Source organism: uncultured Amaricoccus sp., assembly GCF_937891315.1.
Taxonomy (GTDB): Bacteria; Pseudomonadota; Alphaproteobacteria; order Rhodobacterales; family Rhodobacteraceae; genus Amaricoccus.
The window spans coordinates 1-21184 of record NZ_CALAGI010000166.1 but is presented as its reverse complement, the minus strand read 5'-3'; the positions used below and the strand labels follow the sequence as shown (position 1 = coordinate 21184).

General features: G+C 70.0%; 21 protein-coding genes. 8 read left to right on the top strand and 13 right to left on the bottom strand.

Annotated features, from left to right (window positions below; genetic code table 11):
• Window positions 1–33 precede the first annotated feature (33 nt).
• The 4 genes from Q0480_RS16605 to Q0480_RS16590 all read right to left on the bottom strand — a co-directional run bounded on the left by Q0480_RS16605 (window position 34) and on the right by Q0480_RS16590 (window position 4838).
• The gene (locus Q0480_RS16605; protein WP_299134611.1) at window positions 34–1698 is read right to left on the bottom strand and encodes an alpha-amylase family glycosyl hydrolase; all 1665 of its coding nucleotides are present in this window, start codon (window positions 1696–1698) and stop codon (window positions 34–36) included.
• 285 nt (window positions 1699–1983) lie between these two features.
• Entirely contained in the window at window positions 1984–3276 is a 1293-nt protein-coding gene (gene pncB / locus Q0480_RS16600; RefSeq protein WP_299134607.1) for a nicotinate phosphoribosyltransferase, read from the bottom strand.
• Window positions 3273–3923: a bifunctional nicotinamidase/pyrazinamidase gene (gene pncA, locus Q0480_RS16595; RefSeq protein ID WP_299134604.1), complete on the bottom strand. Its 651-nt coding sequence runs from the start codon at window positions 3921–3923 to the stop codon at window positions 3273–3275. The genes pncB and pncA overlap by 4 nt, the downstream gene beginning before the upstream one ends.
• 84 nt (window positions 3924–4007) lie before the next feature.
• The gene (locus Q0480_RS16590) at window positions 4008–4838 is read right to left on the bottom strand and encodes a ChaN family lipoprotein (RefSeq protein ID WP_299134601.1); all 831 of its coding nucleotides are present in this window, start codon (window positions 4836–4838) and stop codon (window positions 4008–4010) included.
• Window positions 4839–5061: 223 nt separating this feature from the next.
• Here Q0480_RS16590 and Q0480_RS16585 point away from each other — a divergent pair, with 223 nt between their 5' ends.
• Both Q0480_RS16585 and Q0480_RS16580 read left to right on the top strand, forming a co-directional pair.
• Window positions 5062–5250, top strand: a complete 189-nt coding sequence (locus tag Q0480_RS16585; RefSeq protein WP_299134598.1) for a hemin uptake protein HemP — start codon at window positions 5062–5064, stop codon at window positions 5248–5250.
• Window positions 5247–5726: a hypothetical protein gene (locus tag Q0480_RS16580; protein ID WP_299134595.1), complete on the top strand. Its 480-nt coding sequence runs from the start codon at window positions 5247–5249 to the stop codon at window positions 5724–5726. The genes Q0480_RS16585 and Q0480_RS16580 overlap by 4 nt, the downstream gene beginning before the upstream one ends.
• Window positions 5727–5756: 30 nt before the next feature.
• Here Q0480_RS16580 and Q0480_RS16575 read toward each other — a convergent pair whose 3' ends face one another.
• The 3 genes from Q0480_RS16575 to Q0480_RS16565 all read right to left on the bottom strand — a co-directional run bounded on the left by Q0480_RS16575 (window position 5757) and on the right by Q0480_RS16565 (window position 8551).
• Window positions 5757–6647 carry an NlpC/P60 family protein gene (locus Q0480_RS16575; RefSeq protein WP_299134594.1) on the bottom strand — a complete coding sequence of 297 codons (891 nt, stop codon included), beginning with the start codon at window positions 6645–6647 and terminating at the stop codon, window positions 5757–5759.
• A complete protein-coding gene (locus Q0480_RS16570) occupies window positions 6632–8035 on the bottom strand; it encodes a M17 family metallopeptidase (protein ID WP_299134592.1) in 1404 nt (467 codons plus the stop codon). Before Q0480_RS16570 ends, Q0480_RS16575 begins: the two co-directional genes overlap by 16 nt.
• Before the next feature lie 129 nt (window positions 8036–8164).
• Complete coding sequence (locus Q0480_RS16565) at window positions 8165–8551, bottom strand: hypothetical protein (RefSeq protein WP_299134590.1); 387 nt, start codon at window positions 8549–8551, stop codon at window positions 8165–8167.
• A 149-nt stretch (window positions 8552–8700) separates the two neighbouring features.
• Between Q0480_RS16565 and Q0480_RS16560 the strand changes: the two genes are divergently transcribed.
• From Q0480_RS16560 to Q0480_RS16550, 3 genes are all read left to right on the top strand, one after another.
• The gene (locus Q0480_RS16560; protein WP_299134588.1) at window positions 8701–9345 is read left to right on the top strand and encodes a carbonic anhydrase; all 645 of its coding nucleotides are present in this window, start codon (window positions 8701–8703) and stop codon (window positions 9343–9345) included.
• A 165-nt stretch (window positions 9346–9510) separates the two neighbouring features.
• Window positions 9511–9960 (top strand): cytochrome c, encoded by a 450-nt coding sequence (locus Q0480_RS16555; protein WP_299134586.1) that lies wholly within the window; start codon window positions 9511–9513, stop codon window positions 9958–9960.
• 16 nt (window positions 9961–9976) lie between these two features.
• Window positions 9977–10891, top strand: coding sequence for a cytochrome c (locus tag Q0480_RS16550; protein ID WP_299134584.1), 915 nt, complete (start codon window positions 9977–9979; stop codon window positions 10889–10891).
• 7 nt (window positions 10892–10898) lie between these two features.
• Here Q0480_RS16550 and Q0480_RS16545 read toward each other — a convergent pair whose 3' ends face one another.
• Window positions 10899–12521 (bottom strand): winged helix-turn-helix domain-containing protein, encoded by a 1623-nt coding sequence (locus tag Q0480_RS16545; protein WP_299134582.1) that lies wholly within the window; start codon window positions 12519–12521, stop codon window positions 10899–10901.
• Window positions 12522–12601: 80 nt separating this feature from the next.
• Between Q0480_RS16545 and Q0480_RS16540 the strand changes: the two genes are divergently transcribed.
• Window positions 12602–13423: a class I SAM-dependent methyltransferase gene (locus tag Q0480_RS16540; protein ID WP_299134580.1), complete on the top strand. Its 822-nt coding sequence runs from the start codon at window positions 12602–12604 to the stop codon at window positions 13421–13423.
• A gap of 34 nt (window positions 13424–13457) precedes the next feature.
• Here the strand turns inward: Q0480_RS16540 and Q0480_RS16535 are convergent, their stop codons facing one another.
• From Q0480_RS16535 to Q0480_RS16515, 5 genes are all read right to left on the bottom strand, one after another.
• Window positions 13458–14393, bottom strand: a complete 936-nt coding sequence (locus Q0480_RS16535; protein WP_299134578.1) for a pirin family protein — start codon at window positions 14391–14393, stop codon at window positions 13458–13460.
• Window positions 14394–14511: 118 nt separating this feature from the next.
• Window positions 14512–14811 carry a GNAT family N-acetyltransferase gene (locus Q0480_RS16530; protein ID WP_299134577.1) on the bottom strand — a complete coding sequence of 100 codons (300 nt, stop codon included), beginning with the start codon at window positions 14809–14811 and terminating at the stop codon, window positions 14512–14514.
• 16 nt (window positions 14812–14827) lie between these two features.
• The gene (locus Q0480_RS16525; protein WP_299134575.1) at window positions 14828–15424 is read right to left on the bottom strand and encodes an alpha/beta hydrolase; all 597 of its coding nucleotides are present in this window, start codon (window positions 15422–15424) and stop codon (window positions 14828–14830) included.
• Window positions 15421–16347: a VOC family protein gene (locus tag Q0480_RS16520; protein ID WP_299134572.1), complete on the bottom strand. Its 927-nt coding sequence runs from the start codon at window positions 16345–16347 to the stop codon at window positions 15421–15423. Before Q0480_RS16520 ends, Q0480_RS16525 begins: the two co-directional genes overlap by 4 nt.
• 488 nt (window positions 16348–16835) lie before the next feature.
• Complete coding sequence (locus Q0480_RS16515) at window positions 16836–17762, bottom strand: DMT family transporter (protein ID WP_299134569.1); 927 nt, start codon at window positions 17760–17762, stop codon at window positions 16836–16838.
• A 189-nt stretch (window positions 17763–17951) separates the two neighbouring features.
• Here Q0480_RS16515 and Q0480_RS16510 point away from each other — a divergent pair, with 189 nt between their 5' ends.
• Both Q0480_RS16510 and Q0480_RS16505 read left to right on the top strand, forming a co-directional pair.
• Entirely contained in the window at window positions 17952–19052 is a 1101-nt protein-coding gene (locus Q0480_RS16510; protein WP_299134567.1) for an FAD-dependent oxidoreductase, read from the top strand.
• A gap of 99 nt (window positions 19053–19151) precedes the next feature.
• A partial coding sequence (locus Q0480_RS16505) for an AAA family ATPase (protein ID WP_299134565.1) occupies window positions 19152–21184 on the top strand: 2033 nt, incomplete at its 3' end.

Below are 21184 nucleotides of genomic sequence, written 5' to 3'. Positions count from 1 at the left end.
TGCCCGAGGGATTAATCAATCAAATTGAAAAATTCAATGACTGTTTTCCTCGTACTCCGCGAACAGCGCCTGATAGGCCGGCAGGTAGACGCCGCCCTGCTCCATATGGCCGGCGAATCCCGCGGCCTGCGCGATGCGCCAGTCGCCGGGCGGCGGCGGCAGGGTCTGGTCGGTGTTCGAGAAATTGAAGGCGCAGAACATGCGCTTGCCCCCCAGCGCGCGTTCGAAGGCGAGGCAGTCGGCGTTGGCCGATCGCATCTCGAACCCGCCCTTGGCCAGCACCGGATGCTGCTTCCGGAAGGCGATCATGCGCCGGTAGAAGGCGAGCACCGACAGCGCGTCATGTTCCTGCGCCGAGACCGAATGCGAGAGATGGTCCATCGGGATCGGCAGCCAGGGCTTCGCGTCCGAGAAGCCGCCGCCCAGATTGTCTGTGATCCAGACCATCGGCGTCCGGCAGCCGTCGCGGCCGCGGAACTTCGGCCAGAAGCGCTTGCCGTAGGGGTCCTGCAGATCCTCGAAGGCGACATAGGCCTCGGCGAGACCGAGTTCCTCGCCCTGATAAAGGCAGACCGAGCCGCGCAGCGACATGAGCAGCGCGAGATAGAGGCGCAGCTGGGCGTCGTTCAGGCCCCAGCGGGTCACGTGCCGTTCGACATCGTGGTTGGAGAAGGCCCAGCAGCTCCAGCCATCGGCGGCGACCTCGGCGAAGCGGTCGAGCACCTGGGCGACGCGCGAACCGGTCGGCACCTCGGTGGACAGGAACTCGAAGGCGTAGCACATCTGCATCCGGTCGTCGCCGCGGGTATATTCGCCCATGATCTCCATGCCGCGCTGGGCGTCGCCGACCTCGCCCACCGCGGCGACCGCCGGATACTGGTCCATCAGCGCGCGCATCCGGCGCAGGAAGCCGATCATCTCAGGTCGACTCTTGTCGTAAAGATGCTCCTGCCAGTTGTAGGGATTGACCTCCGGCGCGGTGGAAAAGTCGCGCCGCTCCGGCGCGAGTGCCGGATTGTCGCGCAGTTCCTTGTCGCAGAAATAGAAGTTGATCGTGTCGAAGCGGAAGCCGTCGACGCCGCGGTCGAGCCAGAAGCGCGCGACCTCCAGCAATTCGTCCTGCACCTCGGGTTCGTGGAAATTCAGATCCGGCTGCGAGGTCAGGAAATTGTGCAGATAGTACTGCATCCGCTCGCCGTCCCACTCCCAGGCCGAGCCGCCGAAGATCGAAAGCCAGTTGTTGGGCGGCGTGCCGTCGGGCTTGGCATCGGCCCAGACATACCAGTTGGACTTCGGATTGTCGCGGGACGAGCGGCTCTCGCGAAACCAGCGGTGAGTGTCGGATGTGTGGCTGAGCACGAGATCGATGATGACCCGGATCTTCAGCTCATGCGCGCGGCGGACCAGCGCGTCGAAATCGGCGAGCGTGCCGAACATCGGGTCGACGTCGCGATAATTGGTGACGTCATAGCCGAAATCGAGCATCGGCGAGGGGAAGAAGGGCGAGATCCAGATCGCATCCACCCCGAGGCTCGCCACATAGCCGAGGCGGTTGATGATGCCGGCGAGATCGCCCACCCCGTCGCCGTTGGAATCCTGGAACGAGCGCGGATATATCTGGTAGATGACCGCGCCGCGCCACCAGTCCTTGTCGACGGGCGGCGGATTGTCCGCGTGAACGGGCATGTCGAAATTCATCACGCTTCCCCTTGTTTCGATCGAGGAATACGCCGGCTTGGCGGCCCGATCCACAGGTTTGGCGCGGTCGAACGCCCGGAGAGTCACGTGAATCGGCGGCCTTGGATCGCGCCCGCCTCCCGCGCGCTTGCGCGGCGGCGTCCGGAAGCGCCGCGCCGATGCGCTGGAGCAATATCCAACCGGACGGACCCGTCCGGTGGTCAGGATCTTGCGTTGAATCCAGATTCCGGAGTGGACGAACCGGCTCTGCCGGATCGGACTCCACTCCAGCCCGCTCCGGTCATCTCAAACCGTGACCGGTTCCGCCACCTGGGCGCCGACGCCAAACACCCGTTTGTAGCGCTCGACCTGGTCGGCCGGGCCCATCGCCTTCGCCGGATTGTCGCTCAACTTCACGGTCGGATGGCCATTGGCGCTGATCGCCTTGCAGACGAGGCTGAAGGGGGCCAGCGCGTCCTTCGGCGCCAGCCCGCGGAAATCGTTGGTGAGCAGCGTTCCCCAGCCGAAGCCGAGCTTCACCCGGCCGTGGAACTGGACATAGAGCGCCTCGATCTTGTCGACATCGAGCCCGTCCGAGAAGATGATGAGCTTCTCCCGCGGGTCCTGGCCCTTGGATTTCCACCAGGCGATCGCGGCCTCGGCGCCGGTTTCGGGCGCGCCGGAATCGACGCGGATTCCGGTCCAGGAGGCGAGCCAGTCCGGCGCGCGCTTCAGGAAACCCTCGGTGCCGTAGGTGTCGGGCAGGATGATCCGAAGATTGCCGTCGTAATCGTCGTGCCAGTTCTCCAGCACCTTGTAGGGCGCGTCTGCCAGCTCCGCGTCGTCTTTTGCCAGCGCGGCGAAGATCATCGGCAGCTCGTGGGCGTTGGTGCCGATCGCCTCCACCTCGCGGCGCATGGCGATCAGGCAGTTGGACGAGCCCTGGAACTTGTCGCCGAGCCCTTCCAGCATCGCCTGCACACACCAGTCCTGCCACAGGAAGGAATGCCGGCGCCGGGTGCCGAAATCGGAGATCCTGAGGTCGGGCATTCGCCGCAGGCGCTCGATCTTTTCCCAAACGCGGGTCATCGCGCGGGCATAGAGCACCTGCAGCTCGAAATAGCCCATGCCGTTCAGCACCGCGCGGCCGCGCAGCTCCATCAGCACGGCGAGCGCCGGGATCTCCCACATCATGACTTCGGGCCAGGAGCCTTCGAAGGTCAGTTCGTACTGGTCGCCGCGCCGCTCCAGCCGGTAGTCGGGCATCTGGAACTCTTCGAGCCACGTCATGAAATCGTGGCTGAACATTGCCCGCTTGCCGTAGAAGGTGTTGCCGCGCAGCCAGGTCCCCTCGCCGCGGCTGAGGCGCAGCGTGCGGATATGATCGAGCTGGGCGCGGAGGTCGCCCTCGTCGATCAGTTTCGCGAGCGGCACGTCCTTGCTGCGGTTGATCAGGCTGAATTCGACCCGCACGTCGGCGTGGCGCTGGAACACCGACTGCAGCATCATCAGCTTGTAGAAATCGGTATCGAGCAGCGAGCGCACGATCGGATCGATACGCCAGGCATGGTCGTAGACGCGTTTGGCGATTTCGGTCATCGTCCTACCCCAATTGCGGCGCGGATCTCCTCGGTCCGGGCAAAGGCGACACCCGCCGAGCCCATCGCCCCGAGCGCGCGGCCGTGCGAGCCGTCGAGATCGATCTCGCGGCAGGCGTCCTCGACGAGTGTCACGGCGAAGCCGAGCCGGATCGCGTCCATCGCGGAATAATGCACGCAGAAATCGGTCGCGAGCCCGGCCAGCCAGACATGCGCGATGCCACGCTCGCGCAGATAGCCGGCGAGCCCGGTCGGCGTGTCGCGGTCATTCTCGAAGAAGGCGGAATAGCTGTCGACATGCGGCCGGAACCCCTTGCGCAACACGAGGTCGGCGCGGTTGGTGTCAAGATCGGGGTGGAAGGCCGCGCCGGACGTGCCCTGCACGCAATGCGCCGGCCACAACACCTGCGGCCCGTAGGACATCTCGGTCATGGAGAACAGCGCCGCGCCCGCGTGGTTGTCCGCGAAGGAGCCGTGGTCGGCCGGGTGCCAGTCCTGGGTGAACACCCGCACCTTGAACAGCGGTGCGATCTGGTTGACGAGCGGGACGACGGCGGCGCCATCCGCGACGGCGAGGGCGCCGCCCGGACAGAAGTCGTTCTGAACATCGATCACGATCAGCGCGGCGTCCGCGCCTGGCACCGTCATCGTCTGTGTCTCCCCCCTGCCGCGCGGTTCGTTGGCCGCGGAGCGCCGAGACTGCCAGCCTGCCTGCGATATATCAACAGGCGTTCACCGCGCCGTGTCCGCGTGCGCGCCGCTGGCCGGCTCGAACAGCAGGTCGGCGATCGCGGCGTCGTCGCCCCGCCCGCCGCCGGGCAGGGCGACGATCACCGGTGCGACCCCGAGATCCGCGAGCTGGTCCGGGGTGCCGTGGCCATATTCGAGATGCCCGCGCCCGATCAGGCCGACGACCAGCGCACCCGGCCGATCGGCGAGCGCGGTGGCGATGGCGCAGGCGAAGGCGCGGTCCCAGGTCTGTTGCGCGCGCACGAATCGGTCGAAGGCCGGATCCTCCGCGCTCGCCGCCTTCCGGTCCGGCCGCGCGCCGCCGGTGACCTCGAAGAGATAGCGGCGATAGGCGGCGCCGGCGGGGCGGGCCGGGGTCATCCAGGCACGCTCCGCTTCGGGCAGCGCGCCCCAGCCGTCGCGGCCGACCAGGCTGACGATCGGTCGATCGACATTCAACGCCCGGGCCGGCAGGCGCAGCTCGCGGCAGAGATCGAAGATCGGGCGATAGAGCGCGGGATCGAAGCCCCAGACCTGCTGCCAGCCGCTGTCCCGCAGGAACGCGGCCTCGTCCGACCGGCCCTCCGTCCAGGCATCGAGCGCCGGCTGGGCACGGCGCGGGAACATCTCGAACCCCACCACCAGTTCGTCGCGCAGGGCGGCGAGGCCGGCGATCACGTTTCCCTGCCAGCGATGGTCCGCCGCGACGTCATGCCGTTCACCGAGCAGCGCGACCCGCGCCTCGGCCATGCGGCGCAGCGTCGCCGCGTGGCCGAGCCTCGCGCCGGTCGCGGGCTCGATCCATGGATGCGACATGGGGTTCACGGCGGCCATGAAAATCCTCCTAAATTGAGTTAATCAATCAGGATTGACGTACCCGACTGTTTTTGTCATGTTCGTCGCAGCAAATCCCCGGCGAGACCCGCCTCATGGACCAGCCACCCCCGATCCTCGTCCCAAACCCGGAGCCGTTGGCATGGGAAGCGAGCGCGACAGCGAAGAGCCCGCGCCCGTTCCCCCGAGCCAGCCGGATCCAAGACCGTCCGGAGGTACGCCCATGAACGCGCCATTCCATCCCAGCCGCGAAGCCTATGTCGAGTCTCGTCCGCGCGTCGAGCCGCGCCCCCGTCCCCAGCATGACGCGCGGCTGCTGACCGCCGGGGGAACCGAGGCGACCATCGTGCTCGACGGGACGCTCTATGTCCTGCACATCACCCGCCAGGGCAAGCTGATCCTCACGAAATGACCCGACACCATCCGCCCGGAGCCGCTCCCGTCAGCCGCCTGTCGGATCTGACGCCGCTGGAGCAGCGCGTCGTGATGTACACGCGGCTGTGGAGCGACGGGCGGCTTGGCCAGGCCGAGGTCTGGCGCGACCTGATCGAGCGTTACGGGCCCGCGCCTGCGCGGTTCGCGACCGAGACGCTCGAAACACTGTTGCGCCAGATCGTGACCCACGGTCGTCGCCCGCTGCAGAGGCATGCGCCGCATTGTCCTTGCGTCGGTGGCGACGAATGTATCTTCGCCCGTTTCGTCGCACTCGCCGCCGAGGGCGCGCGCGAGGATGCGATCCTGATGGCGACGCTGATGGTGCGCGCCGACATCTCGTTCGGCCTCGCCCGCGCCGCCGAGGAGTTCGGGCTGGCGCTCCGCCGTGTGCTCGACGACGACGAACTCGCGGCCCACGCCCTCGTGCCACTGGTTTCCCCGACGCGCCACTGAACCAGGCGCGGCTGGCCAGTGGCCGAAACGTCACCGGGCCGCCGTCGTCCAGTGCGTCGGCTCGCCAACCCCCTTGGCGAGCCGGCGGCGCACGGTGACCGGCCCTCCGCCGGCCGCGGCGATCCGCGCGAGCGCCGGCGCCAGCGGCTCGGCCACCACCGCCATGTGGTGCCCGTTGGCATGGAGCAGCGTATCTTCGTCGATCAGCATGCCGACATGCCCCTTCCAGAACAGCAGGTCGCCCCGTTTGCTCGCCACGCGCGGCGGCAGCGGCGCGCCGAGCAACGCGGCCTGCATGTCCGAATCGCGCGGCGCCGCGACACCGGTGGCGAGCAACGCCAGCTGAACCAGCGCCGAGCAGTCGAGCCCGCGCGCGCCGCGCCCGCCCCAGAGGTAGGGCACGCCGATGAAGCGCGCCGCCTGATCGACGAAATCCCCGCTCACTGGTGCGAGATGCGCCCGCGGCACATGCCCGCCCGCCCGAAGTCGCGCAAAATCCCCGGTGGTGCCACGCACCGCGACCTCGGCCATGAACGGCAGATCCAGGCTCGGACGCGCCCGGACGCTCGGCTCGGGGTAAAGGTGGCTCGAAATCGCGGTGATCCGCGTGCCGCGCGGCCGTGGCGCGCCGAGGCCCGAGGCGGCGACATAGCCGACGTAGCCGTCGAGCTCGGCCTGACCCCAGGCGAGCCCATCCTCCCGTGTCTCGTAGACGACGAAGCTTTCGCCATGCAGAAGCTGCGTGTCCCGCGCCGCGCCCGGGTTCGGGCGGGTCGAGAGATCGAGCAGGCTGGCGACCACCGTCCGCTGCTCGCCTCGAACGAACCGCTCCGCCGCGACCGTTCCGCGCAGGTGCTCCGCCGCGAGATCCGGCCGGGCGGCGCGCAGCCGGTTCGCGAAGCGCGTCAGATCCCCCGGCAATAGCGTCCCTCCAACACCGCGAGAATCGCCCGCGCGGCCTGAAAAGCCCCGCCCTTCGTCCGCCCCGGCTTCGCCACCGGCGTCCAGCCGTAGATGTCGAAATGCGCGTAAGACCGTCCCGGACCGACGAAGCGGCGCAGGAACAGCGCCGCCGTGATCGCGCCCGCCATGCCGCCCGAGGGCGCATTGTCGAGATCGGCGATCCCCGGCTCGATCAAGGGCTCGTAGGGGTCCCAGAACGGCAGGCGCCACAGCGGATCGGCGACTTCCGCCGCCGCGCGGGCGAGATCGCCGGCCAGCCCGTCGTCATCGGTGAAGAAGGCCGGCACGTCGGGCCCGAGCGCCACCCGCGCGGCGCCGGTCAGCGTCGCGAGGCTGAGCAGCAGCTCCGGCGCCTCCTCCTCGGCCAGCGCCAGCGCGTCGGCGAGCACCAGCCGCCCCTCGGCGTCGGTATTGTTCACCTCGACCGTCAGCCCCGCGCGACTGCGCAGAATGTCGCCTGGCCGCATCGCTGGCCCGGCAATCGCATTTTCCACCGCCGGCACCAGCACCCGCAACCGCAGGTCGAGCCCAAGCCACATGACGAGGGCGGCGAGGCCCATCGCGGTCGCCGCGCCGCCCATGTCCTTCTTCATCAGCCCCATCGAGGCGCCGGGCTTGATATTGAGCCCGCCGGTATCGAAACAGACGCCCTTGCCGACGAGGGTCACCCGCGGCGCGTCCTCCCGGCCCCAGGTGAGGTCGAGGAGTCGCGGCACCTCGCGCGCCGCCGCCCCGACCGCGTGGATCAGTGGCAGGTTCGCCGCGAGCAATTCATCGCCCCGGATCACGCGGGTCGCCGCGCCGTGCCGCGCGGCGAGTGCCAGAAACGCCGTCTCCAGCGCCTCCGGTCCCAGGTCGTTCGCCGGGGTATTGATGAGATCCTGCGCCAGCGCCGCCGCGGACGCGAAGGCGGCGACCCGATCGGCCGCGACGCCCTCGGGACAGACGAGCTCGCAGGCCTTCGCCGTCGACTTGCGGTAGCGTTCGAAGCGGTACTCGCCGAGCAGCCAGCCCAGCGCCTCGGTCGCCGGTGCGAAATCCGCCGCCGCGACCGCGAGGCGATAGCGTGCCGCCGGGAGCTTGCCGGCGATCCCGGCGAGATGAAACCGGCCGCGCGCCCGCGCCCGCGCCGTGCCCCAGCCGCCCAAGGCGGCGCCGACGCCACCCTCGCGACCGACGTCGAACCGCGGCAGGACCAGCGTCTCGCCCAGACCCGCCTCGAACCCGTTCGCGGTGATCCAGGCGCGGGACGCGTCGTCCCGCGCGGCCAGCCAGTCCGGAAACCGGTCGGCATCGATCACGTGGAGCGGGATCGCGGGGGCATCCGAATCCGGGACGAGCGGCATGGCGACCTCATTGGGAACCCGCCGACCTTAGAGGACGCCGCCACGCCAGGGAATCCATATTCCTCGGATAAATCCTTGAAAAGGCGCGAGGTGGCGTCCCGGATGGCAAAAATCCGCCGGTGCCGCGCCTCAGAGCGCGCTCTGGTCGGCGTAGAGGATGACCGTGAACAGCGACTCCTCGCCCAACCGCGCCAGACGGGATGCGACCGCCGCCGTCGCCACCTCGTCGCCGGCCTGAAGGCATTGGCTGAGATCGCGCGAGACCCGGGCGAAGTCGGCGAGGCCGACCTGCTCGCTCAGGCTGGCCAGCCGCGAGGCCAGAACCTGTGCCTCGGCCGGATTTCCGCCGCGCAGCGCCGCCTCGAGCAGCCCGAGCCGATCGGTCAGATGAAACACCACCTCTTCGACGACTTCGCGGCAGCGCTGGTCACCCAGCGACTGGCGCAGTACGAGAATCCGGCTCGTATCCAGCACCGCGTCCTCGTGGGACGCGAAATGAAAGAGTTGCGCGACCATTCTTTCCCCCGGCTCACCCAGGCGCGAAAGTGCGGCCAATCCATGAAGGGAAGCTTACGATGTAACAGCTATTGTGCGCCGCCGCATGATTAATGTATTGCGCAATTTAGCTGAAATCGACCTATCCCGCAGCAGCCACGGATCAGCCGATGAAGTTCGCCAAGCCCCTGCCGCAATTCCTGATCGCCCGGCATCGCGAACGCCGCGCGAGCCGCAGTCCCGAACAGCGCGCCCGCCTCCAGGAGCTGGCGACCCACGGCCAGACTCCGCGGGCCATGGTGATCGCCTGCTGCGACAGCCGGGTGATGGTGACGGACGTCTTCGGTTCCGAGGCCGGGGAGTTCTTCGTCCATCGCAACATCGCCAATCTGGTTCCGCCCTGTACGCCGGACGGCCGCCAGCACGGCACCTCCGCGACGATCGAATACGCCGTCACGGTGCTCAACGTTCGACATCTGATCGTCATGGCCCATTCGCAATGCGGCGGCGTGGCCGGCTGTTTCGATATCGAGACCGGACAGCCGGGCGCGCCGAACGCCGACAGCTTCGTCGGCCACTGGCTCGAGGTGCTCGCGCCGAGCGTCCAGCCGCTGCGCGAACTGCCCCGCGACCAGGCCCTGCGCGCGCTCGAGCAACAGACCGTGCTCGTCAGCTTGGGCAACCTCATGACCTTTCCCTTCGTCTCCGAGGCGGTGATGGATGGTCGCCTCCAGCTGCACGGCACCTGGAAGGACATCGGCGAGGGCGATCTCGAGGTCTACGACCCGGGAACCCAGGCCTTCTACCGCCTGTGACGCCGGCTGTGCCGCGACGCCTCGCGTAAAGTTGTCCGATCCGAGACTTCACAGGATCGGGAAAGCAGGGAAGGATCGCCCGGCTCGATCGACGGCCGTTCGCTCCGGGCAAGCTACCCCGCAAGCCAGGGACCCGCGACCCGGCGCCAACGATGGAGAAGCCAAATGACCAGGCATGTCTTGACGCTCGGCCTCGTCGCCGCGCTGTCGGTTCCCGCGCTCGCCGCCGAGGATCCGATCGCGGTGCGTCAGAAGCTGATGGAAAGCAACGGCGCCTCCGCCGCCGTCGCGGGCGGCATGATGAAGGGCGAGATCCCCTATTCGCCGACGGTCGGCAAGGCGGCGATCTTCTCGCTGGCCGCGACGGCCGCCGCCTTCGGCTCCTTCTTTCCCGAAGGCACGCTCGATCCGGCCAAGAGCGAGGCATCGCCGAAGGTCTGGGAGGACGCGGCCGGCTTCCAGGCCGAGATCGCCAAGTTCGTCGCCGCCACGACCGCCGCGCGCGAGGCGTCCGGGCGGGCGGGTCCCGCGGATCTCGATGCCTTCAAGGCGGCGATGGGCCCGGTGATGGGCACCTGCAAGAGCTGTCACGAAGGCTTCCGGGTCGACAAGTAGCCGGCGCGGGAATCGCGTGCGCCGCGCCTTCGGCTGGCTCGTCCTCGCCGCGCTCGCCGGCCTCGCCGCGTTTTATCTCGCGACGTTGCCGAGCGGACTGACGCCGGGCGAGATCGCCGCCTTGCCGGCGGGCGACGCGGCGCGGGGCGAGCGGGTATTCTGGATCGGCGGCTGTGCCTCCTGCCACGCCGCGCCGGGCGCCAAGGGCGAGGATCGCCTCCGCCTCGGCGGTGGCCGGGTGCTCGCGACCGAGTTCGGCGATTTCGTCGTGCCCAACATTTCGAGTGACGAGATCGACGGCATCGGCGGCTGGACCGCCGCCGATCTCGCCACGGCCATGTGGCGCGGCGTCTCGCCCGAGGGGCGGCACTATTATCCGGCCTTTCCCTATGCGTCCTATATCCGCGTGACGCCGGGCGACGTGGCCGATCTCTCCGCCTTTCTCCATACCCTGCCGGCGGTCCCGGGGGCGCAGCCGGAGTCGCGGTTGCGGTTTCCTTTCAACATCCGGCGCGGAATCGGGCTCTGGAAGCTCGCCTTCCTGAACGCCGCGCCGATGGTCGAGTTCGCGGCGCCGGATCCGGCCATGACCCGCGGTCAGTATCTCGTCGAGGGGCCGGGCCATTGCGGCGAATGCCATACGCCGCGAAACCTCGCCGGTGCGATGGATTCCACCCGCTGGCTCTCCGGGGCGCCAGCGGCGGAGGGTACGGGCCGGGTGCCGAACATCACCCCGGGCGATGGTGGTATCGGCGACTGGTCACTCGCCGACATCGCCTACTATTTCGAATCCGGCTTCACCCCCGAATTCGATTCCGTCGGTGGCGCCATGGCCGAGGTCCAGGGAAACCTGTCGATGCTGCCCGCCACCGACCGGAACGATATCGCGACCTATCTCAAGGCAATCCCGGGCCACCCGACGAGCCGCTGACGGATACTCAGAAGCCGCGCCGTGCCAGCGCCTTCTCCACCGTGTCGCGCAGCGGGCCGGGCCGGATCGGCAAGGCTTCGAAGAAATAGCCGCGCGTCGCTTCCCGCCCGTGCGCCCGCGCGCTCTCGGTCCAGTGCCGGGCCTTCGCCTCGTCGCCGGCGAGGTCGTGGCTGATCGCGGCGATCATCTCGATCACCAGATGCGCCCGCGGCGTGCGGGCCGCGACGTCGGCCCAGTCCGCGGCGGCGTCGTGGGCGCCCTCGCTGACCAGGGCCAGCGCTTTCGTCGCCCGCATCGCATAGAGCAGGGGGTCGAGCGGGCTCAGCCGCATCGCCATTTCCGCCGCCGGTATCCCCGCGCCCGGCCGCTCCGAGAGAACGTCGATGAGCGCGCGGGAATAGAGCCCCTGCGCGTAGCTCGGGCTGATGTCCGTCGCCCGTTCGAGCCAGGGCATCGCACCGTCGAGATCCTGACGGATCCAGAAGCTGCGGCCCATGTTGAAATTGACGAACGGGTCGAGCGGGTCGTTCTCGATCCCCCGCTCGGCGGCCCGCCGCGCCCGGTCGGTCTCCTTGTCGCGGTCGGGCAGATAGCGCATGAAGGCGTTCTGGAAATGGGTGAAGGACAAGCCCGCGTGCGCCCGCGCGAAGCTCGGCTGCAGCGCGATCGCCCGCCGGAACAGCGCCTCGGCCGCCATGTTCCCCTCGCGCGTATAGCGATGCATGTATCGCAGCCCGAGATGAAAGGCCTGCCAGGCGTCGAGGTTTTCCGCCGGCCGATCCTGGGCGAGCGCCGCCTCGCGCATCGGGATGCGCTCCTCCAGCGCGGCGGTGACGCCCCGGATGATCTCGGCGCGGAGCCCGTGCACATCGTCGAACGTGCCGGCGAAGCGCTCGCCCCAGATCACGGCGCGGCTTTCGCACTCGGCGAGTTCGACCGTCGTCGCCATCGCCCGCCCGAAGAGCTCAAGCGTCCCGGTCAGGCAGTAGCGCGCGCCGAGCACCCGCCCGACCGCGCCGAGATCCGGCTCGTCGCCGCGAAACCGGAAGCTCGATCCCCGCGCGATCACCGCGAGCCAGCGCAGCCGGGCGAGTGCCACGATGACCTCGTGCGGCAGCGCCTCCTCCAGTCCGGGAAACGCCTCCGGATCGCCAACCCGCGCCAGCGGCAGCACCGCGACGCTCGGCTGGCCGCCCGCCACGACGCCACCCGGCGCCTCGGGCACCGGCGGTTCCGGCGCGGCGGCCTCGGCCGCGGCATCCGCGAGCACCTGACCGGTAAAGCGATAGCCGCGCCCGCGCACCGTCTCGATATAGCCCTGCGCCGCGCCGCTGTCGCCGAGGGCGCGGCGCGCCGACTTGATCGCCGTCGACAATGTCGCTTCCGCCACGATCCGCCCGCCCCAGACGTCGGCGCACAGACGGTCGCGGTCGATCACTGTCCCGGCGTTCTCGACGAACAGCCGCAGCAGGTCGAAGACCATCGGCTCCACATGCACCGGCGCCTCGCCGTGGCAGAGGCGAAACTGGCTCGTGTCGAGCAGGAATGCGTCGAACCGATATCTCAGCGGCCTTCCCCCCGACCATTCCCCATCATCTCCACAGGATAAGCCCGCCGCGTCCTCAAGCACAGCCCTTCCGCGTGGAGCATGGTGACATGTCGGCCGCGCATCCCTTCACCCGCGGCCGCGCCAGACAGGAAAACCATTCAATGAACGAGATTTTGACCCCCACGATCGATTTGACGGCGCTGAAGGCCAAGCAGCGGGCGACCTGGGCCTCCGGTGACTACGCCGCCGTTGGCACCACCTTGCAGATCGTCGGCGAACAGCTCTGCGAGACCATCGACCTCCGCGCCGGGGCGCGGGTGCTCGACGTCGCCGCCGGCAATGGCAATGCGACCCTCGCCGCCGCCCGCCGCTTCGCCAAGGTGACCTCGACCGACTATGTGCCCGCCCTCGTCGCCCGCGCCGAGGAGCGGGCGCTGGCCGAGCGCCTGCCGGTCACCTTCCAGGTCGAGGATGTCGAGGCGCTGAGCTTCCCGGAGAACAGCTTCGACGTGGTGCTTTCGACCTTCGGCGTGATGTTCTGCGCCGATCACGGCAAGGCGGCGGCCGAGCTCCTGCGGGTCTGCCGGCGCGGTGGCACGATCGCGATGGCGAACTGGACCCCGGACGGGTTCATCGGCCAGGTCTTCAAGACCATCGGGCGCCATGTCCCGCCGCCGCCGGGCGCGAAATCCCCCGCGCTCTGGGGCTCGGAACCGGCGATCCGCGAGATGTTCGGTCCTTCGGCCACCGCGATCCAGTTCGTGCCGCGCCAGTTCCGCTTCCGCTACCGGTCGGCCGACCATTTCCTCGGCTTCTTCCGCGAGTTCTATGGCCCGATGCACAAGGCCTTCCTCGCGCTCGGCGACGGGGCGGGTGCGATGGAAACGGATCTCCGCGATCTTCTCACCCGGTTCAACACGGCGAAGGACGGCACACTGGTGGTCCCGTCCGACTATGCCGAAGTGCTGATCCGCAAGGCCTGACCGCCGCTGCCGGCGCCCCACCCGGGGCGTCGGCTCAGGGCGGCAGCGGGATGAACTCGCCGTCGTCGCCCGGCGGCAGGTGGAAGCGGCCGTGATGGAAGTCCCCGGCGCGCCAGGCTTCCTTCGCCGCTTCGATCCGCTCCCGGGACGAGGCGACGAAGTTCCACCAGATATGCCGCGGTCCTTCCAGGGTCGCGCCACCGAGCAGCAGCAGCCGCGCACCGGCGGGCCCGGCCCGCACCGCCAGCCGGTCGCCGGGGCGGAACACCATCATCTGGTTGCCCTCGAACCGCTGCCCCGCGACCTCGATCGACCCCTGCGCCACATAGACGCCGCGGTCCTCCTGGTCGTCGGGCAAGGGCACCTGCGCCCCCGGCGCCAGCTCGACATCGGCGTAGAACATCTCGGATGACGTCGTGACCGGCGCGCGCTGGCCGAAGGCGGTGCCGAGGATCAGCCGCAGCTTCACCCCCTCGGCTTCCAGCATCGGCAGGTTCGCCTTCGCGGCGTGCTCGAACCGGGCTGGCGAATCCTCCGCCGATTCCGGCAGTGCCACCCAGGTCTGGATGCCGAAGGCCTTGTGCGGATGCGCCTTGGTCTCCGCCGTCGTCCGCTCCGAATGGGTAACGCCGATGCCCGCCGTCATCCAGTTCACGTCGCCGGGCGAGATGAACTGGTCGGCGCCGGTCGAATCCCGGTGCCGGAAGCCGCCCTCGAACAGATAGGTGACGGTCGACAGGCCGATATGCGGATGCGGTCGCACATCGACCCCGGCGCCGGTCAGGAACTCGACCGGGCCGAGCTGATCGAAGAAGATGAAGGGGCCGACCATCTGCCGCCTGGGCGCGGGAAGCGCGCGCTTCACCTCGAAACCGCCGAGATCGCGCGCGCGGGGAATGATCAGGGTCTCGATCTGGTCGGCGGTGACCGCGTCGGGGCAGGTCGGGTCGAGTGTCGGGTTCCAACTCATCGGTGCCTCCTCAATCCGGAGCGATTTCCAATCGGATGGAAGCGTCCGATGATCAGGAAATCGCGGCATTTCAAAAACGCGAGTCGACGGCCCGGATCGTCCGGGGAGGGACTCCGCGCTAGCGCGCGCTCAGCACGTCGGACCATTCGGGATGGCGGCGGAACTGCGCCGCCGCGAAAGTGCAGAGCGGCAGGATCTTCTTGCCCGCCGCCCGCGCGTCCGTCACGCCGCGCAGGACCAGCGCCTGGCCAACACCCTGGCCGCGAAAGGCGTCCGGCACCCCGGTATGGTCGATGATGACCAGATGCTCCCCGGCCTTTGAGAAGGTCATCTCCGCCTCCGCGCCATCGGCGCGAAAGAGGTAGCGGCCCTTGCCGCTGGTCTCCTCGAGGACGATGTCCGCCGTGTCGATTGCCATCCTGTTTCTCCTTTTGTCATGCATCGAGGAGCCGGCCGATCGCGGCCAGCTCCGATCTTGCGATTTCGTGCCCGCCCTCGTGCCATTCGGTCTCGACCGAGGCGCCCTGCGCGCGGACCCAGTCCTGAAGCGCCCGCGTCGCGGCGGGCGGGCAGATCGGATCCCGTGCGCCGGCGGTGATCAGCACCCGGGTCCGTACCGGCGCCGGCGCGGGTGTCCAGGGGATCAGCGGATGCATCAGCACCGCCGCGTCGAACAGATCCGGCCGCGCGAAGATCACGCTGGCGAGGATGTTCGCGCCGTTTGAATAGCCGAGCCCGATCACGCGGCCCGGCTTCGCGCGCGCGACATGCGCCGCGACGAAGCCCGCCATCTTCTCCGTCGCCCGTGCGAGGTCGGCCATGTCATAGACCCCCTCGCCGGCGCGGCGAAAGAACCGCGCCGCGCCGCGCTCCGACACATCGCCGCGCGGCGCCACGAGGCCGGTGCCGGGGATCAGCCCCCGGGCGAGTTGGACGAACTGCCGCTCGTCGCCGCCGGTACCGTGGAACAGGATCATCAGTGGCGCTCCCGGTTCCCCCGGCTCGGCATGGTGCGGATAGGCGTCGATCATGACAGCGGTTCCAGATGCTGTTCGAGATAGGACCGAAGATGCGCATGCTGCTTCGGCAGGCGCAGCGCCTCGCCGAGATGCGCGGTGTCCTCGTCCCGGTCGAAGCCGGGCTCATTGGTCGCGACCTCGAACAGGACGCCGCCGGGCGTGCGGAAATAGATAGACCAGAAATAGTCGCGGTCGATCACCGGCGTCACCTGGTGCCCAGTATCGGCCAGCGCCTCGCGCACCTCGAGTTGCGCCGCCCGGTCGGGCACCGCGAAGGCGATGTGATGCACCGATCCCGCGCCGAGTCGCGCCGGTCGCGCGCCGGGCAGGGTCTCGACCTCGATCATGTCGGCGCCGTTGCCGCCCGGCAGGACGAACCGGGTGACGGCGCCCGCGGTATCCGCGACCTCGTAGCCCATGAAGCGCAGCAGCTCGTCGGTGGCACCCGCGTCGCGCAGCCGCAGCGATGCGCCCTGAAAGCCGCGGATCGCGACGTCGACCGGAACACCGCCGCCCGTCCAGGGGGCGCGGCTGTCCGCGACCTCGGCCAGCGCGAATTCGTCGCCGTCCGGCCCGGTGAAGCGAAGGCGCTTCTCGCCGAAGATCTCCTCCTCCTTAAGGCCCGGCGCGCCGCGCGCCGCCAGCCGCTCGCGCCAGTAGGGCAGCGCGTCTTTCGGCACCGCGAAGACCGTCACCCCGACCTCGCCCGCGCCGGCGCCGCGCGGCCCCATGTTCGGGAACGGGAAATAGGTCATCACCGAGCCAGGCGTGCCGATCTCGTCGCCATAGTAGAGGTGATAGACATCCGGCGCGTCGAAATTCACCGTCTGCTTCACCCGGCGCAGGCCGAGGGTTTCGGTGAAGAAGGCATTGTTGGCCCGGGCACTTGACGCCATCGAGGTCACGTGATGCAGGCCCTTGATCTCTTTCAGCATGGTCGATCCTCCCGCGGGGAACGTGTCGACTGCCAAGATAGTCGCTTTCTCCCCGCTGCGTACCGGGCTCGCTCTCATCAGATTGTTGACTGTACGGAGACACTCGATGCGCGGCATCGCGTTTTGATGGATAAAATTCGACATATTCAACCCTAGCGTGTCCTTTACGGCCCCTTAAGCAATGGCGCGCAGATTGCCCCTGCGCCGCGTCGGTCGCGGGAGGACGGTATGACAGCCGGGTATCTCGAGTATGTTCTGGCGGGTTTCGTCCCGCTGCTTTTGGCTGGGACGCTTTGGGTTCGGATCGCCGCGCGTCGACCCGTGCCTGTTTGCGTCTCCCGACGCCTCCCGGCTGGCGCGGCGCACCCACGCGGCTAGTGCGAAGTCCGAGCCGCCGAGCCAGCTCGTCCGTTCCAGATTCTGATTTCCCGCGATATCTCGCCACCGGACGATTCCGCCCGGTTGGCCATGGTCCTGGCGCCGCCCCCTCAGCCATCCTCCGGCGATGGCGGGTGCGCGCCGAGGCGCCGCTGCCGCAGCAGCGTGTAGATTCCGGCGGCGAGGATGACGCCGGTGCCGAAAATCGTCCAGCTGTCGAGTTTCTCGCCGAAGAGGAACACCCCGAGGATCCCGATGAAAACCAGCTGGAAATAGGCGAAGGGCTGGACCACGCTCGCCTCCGCCACCTCGTAGGTCTTGATCAGCAGGAAATGCCCGGCGACGGCGGTCAGGCAGAGGGTTCCCATCCAGGCCCAATCCTGCCAGCCCTCGATCGGCGTCCAGAAGAAGGGCACGGCCAGTGTGCTGAACGCCGCGCCGACGACGCCGGTGTAGAAGAAGGTGGTCTCGGCGCTGTCGTCGCGTCCGACCTTTCGGGTCAGCAGGGCATAGACGGCGAACATGCTGGCGCCGATCAGCGGATAGATCGCCGCCGGATCGAAGACGTGAAGGCCCGGCCGCAGGATGATCAGCACCCCGACCAGCCCGGCCAGAATGGCCAGCCCCCGCCGCCAGCCGACATATTCGCCGAGCAGCGGTCTCGCGAGCGCCGCCACCAGCAGCGGATAGACGGCGAAGATCGAATGCGTCGCGATCAGCCCGAGCTTCACGAAGGCGATGACCGTGATCCAGATCTCGGCGACGAGCAGCACCCCGCGCGCGATCTGCGTCCAGGGATGCGCCGAGCGGGCGACGCGGGCGAGCCCGCCGCCGCGCGAGACGGCCCAGACGATGGTGATCGCCGCGAAGACCCAGAAGCGCACCGTGACCACGGTGATCACGTGATAGTTCATCGCGAGGTGACGCGAGATGCCGTCCTGAAACGCGAAGATCAGCGATACGAGGATCATCATCGCGATCCCGAGCCGCGGATTGTCGCGGCGGCGGGACGGCTCCGGGGCCGCCGGCGCGCTCATGCCGGCCACCTCCACCCGCGAGCCATGTGGCGTTCGGGGCCGTGCCCGGCGATCAGGTCGATATCAAAACCCGCCCGCGTCGCGCCCGCCGCGCCCTTGCGCCAAAGGGCGTCCGGCTTTTGCCCGTGGCGCCGATCCATGCTCTAACCTCTTGGAGAATCGTGGCGGACTTTAGGGCGGCGCGCGCGCATGGGAAAGGGCGGCTCCGCCGAGGTGCTGGTGATAGGCGCCGGAATTTTCGGCCTCGCCACCGCGCTGGCCTGCGCCCGCCGCGGCATGTCGGTGATCGTAGCCGATCGCGCGGAGCCCGGCGCCGGTGCGAGCGGCGGCCCGGTCGGGGCCTTGTCGCCGCACCCGCCGGAGCGCTGGAGCGCCAAGCGGGCCTTCCAGCTCGAAACGCTGCTGGCGGCCGAGGGCTACTGGGCATCGGTCGCCGCGCTCGGCGGGCTCGATCCCGAGTATGGCCGGATCGGGCGGGTGATCCCGCTCGCGACGCCCGAGGCGCGCGCGCTGGCCGAAGCGCGCGCCGTGGAGGCGCGGGCGCTTTGGCGCGGCGCGCGCTGGACGGTCCGCGCCGCGCCGCCATGGCTGGCGACGGGCGCCGCGCCGGAGGGCGTCGTGTGGGAAACCCTGTCGGCGCGGCTGAATCCCCGCCGCGCGATCGCCGCGCTGGTCGCCGCGCTGCGCGCGCTCGGGGGCGAGACGCGGCCCGGCTGGCGGGCACTCTCGGCCGAGGAGAGCGGCGCCACCTTCGACCGCGGGCGGATCGCGGCGGGCACGGTGGTGATCGCGGCGGGACTCGGCGGGTTCGACCTGACGGCGCCGGGGCTGGGCCGGCTCGGCAAGGGCGTCAAGGGTCAGGCCGCGTTGCTCGCCGGAGGCGGCGCGCCCGGGCGGCCGATGCTCTATGCCGATGGGCTCTATATCGTGCCGCATGCCGACGGGACCGTCGCGGTCGGCGCGACGAGCGAGGCGGACTGGACCGACGCCAGCGCCACCGACGCGGCGCTGGATGCGCTGATGGACCGGGCACGCGCGCTCCGCCCCGATCTCGGGCCGGTACTGGCGCGCTGGGCGGGCGTCCGTCCGCGTGGGCCGAGGCCGGATCCGATGCTCGGGCCCTTGCCGGGGCAGCGCCGCGTCTTCGTGGCGAATGGCGGATTTCGCACCGGCTTCGGCCTCGCACCGGCCGTTGGCGCGGCGATGGCGGCGATGATCGCGGGCGAGGAGCCCATGCTGCCGCCCGGGTTCCGGCTGACGGATCATCTGGCAGCCCGCCGCGATATGTAGCGGGTGTGGCCGTTGTGATGGCCATATGCTGTGATCGTCTTGACAGGATCGCCGCGGGACGGGACACTGTGCCGGCAACAGTCCCGGAGACGCCGCGCCGTGCATTTCACCAAGCTGCGCCTGCTCGGCTTCAAGAGTTTCGTTGATCCGACCGAACTCGGGATCGCGCCCGGCCTGACCGGTGTCGTCGGGCCGAACGGCTGCGGCAAGTCGAACCTGCTCGAAGCCTTGCGCTGGGTGATGGGCGAGACCCGCGCCAGTGTCATGCGCGGCGAGGGCATGGAAGATGTGATCTTCGCCGGCTCCGGCCGGCGGCCGGCGCGCAATCATGCCGAGGTGACGCTGACCCTCGACAATCGCGACCGGCGGGCGCCGGCGGGCTTCAACGACGCCGACACGCTGGAGGTGGTGCGCCGGATCACGCGGGAGGCGGGGTCCGCCTATCGCGCCAACGGCAAGGAGGCGCGGGCGCGCGACGTGCAGATGCTGTTCGCCGATGCCTCGACCGGCGCGCAATCGCCGTCGCTGGTGCGGCAGGGGCAGATCTCGGAGCTGATCAACGCGCGGCCCAAGGCCCGGCGGCGGGTGCTGGAGGAGGCGGCGGGCATCTCCGGCCTCTATCAGCGGCGGCATGAGGCCGAGCTGAAGCTGCGGGCGACCGAGGCGAATCTCGGCCGGGTCGGCGACGTGGTCGAGGCGCTGGAGGGCCAGCTCGGGACGCTGGCGCGGCAGGCCAGGCAGGCGGCGCGCTACCGCGAGATCGCCGAGGCGCTGCGCCGGGCGGAAGCGACGCTGCTCTGCCGCCTCTGGCGCGACGCCGAGGCGGAGCGGGCGGCGACGGCGGCCGCGCTGACCGAAGCGGCGCGGCTGGCCGGCGCCGTGCAATACGAGGCGTCCGAGGCCGCCCGGCTGCGGCTCGACACCGAGGAGGCGATGCCGGCGGCGCGCGAGGAGGACGCGGTCGCCGCGGCGATCCTGCAGCGCCTGACGCTGGAGCGCGACCGGCACGCGGCCGAGGTGCGCGCGGTGGACGAGCGGATTCGCGGATTGGAGTCGAGCCTGCGCCAGCTGGCGGCGGACCGCGAGCGCGAGGCCGCGCTCGATGGCGACGCCGGGGAGATGGCCGCGCGGCTGGGCGCCGAGGCCGAGGCGCTGGCGGCGGAGGGCGCGGGGCATGACGACGCGCTCGCCGCCGCGCGGGACGCGGCCGCGCAGGCCGGTGGCGCGCTCGGCGCGGCGGAGGCGGAGTTCGACGCGCGGGCCGAGGCGGCCGCGCGCCTGCTCGCCGAACATCAGGCGGCGGAGCGCGCGGTCGCTGAGGCGCGGCGGCGCGCCGAGGAGTTCGGGCGCGGCCTGTCGCAGGCCGAAGGTGCGCTGACGACGGCGCGGGACGAGCAGGCGCGGGCGAACGCGGCGCGCGCGGACCTTTCGGCGGATGCCGAGGATGCGCGCGTCCGGGCCGAGGAGGCCGAGGAGGCGCTCGCCTTCGCCGAGGAAGCGGCGGCGGAGGCGCGCGAGGCCGATACCGGGGCGCGGGCGGCGCTGGCCGAGGCCGAGGGCGCGGCCAAGGCGTTGGCCGGCGAGGCGGCGGGGCTGGAACGGCTGCTCGCGCGGCCGCGCGATGCGAAGGCGCAGATCGTGGATTCGGTGCGTGTGGCGCCGGGCTTCGAAGGGGCGTTCGGCGCCGCGTTGGCGGACGACCTGACCCTGCCCGAGGGCGAGGACGGTACCGGCTGGCGCGCGTTGCCGCCCTACGACGCGACCGCGGCCCTGCCCGAGGGAGCCGAGCCGCTGGCCGCGCGGGTCACGGCGCCGGCCGCGCTCGCGCGGCGGCTGGCGGCGGTCGGGGTGGTTTCACGCACGGACGGGGCCTTGCTCTGGCGCGATCTCGCGCCGGGGCAGCGGCTGGTCAGCCGCGAGGGCGATCTCTGGCGCTGGGACGGGCTGGTCGTCGCGGCCGGCGCGGCCCCCTCGGCGGCGGCGGAGCGGCTGCGCCAGCGAAACCGGCTGACCGAGGTCGAGGCGGCGCGGGCCGAGGCCGAGGCGACCCTGTCGGCGGCGCGCGCGGCGCAGGCGCGGAGCGGCGCGGCGCTCGTCGCGGCGACGGGGGCCGAGGCCGCGGCGCGGACCGC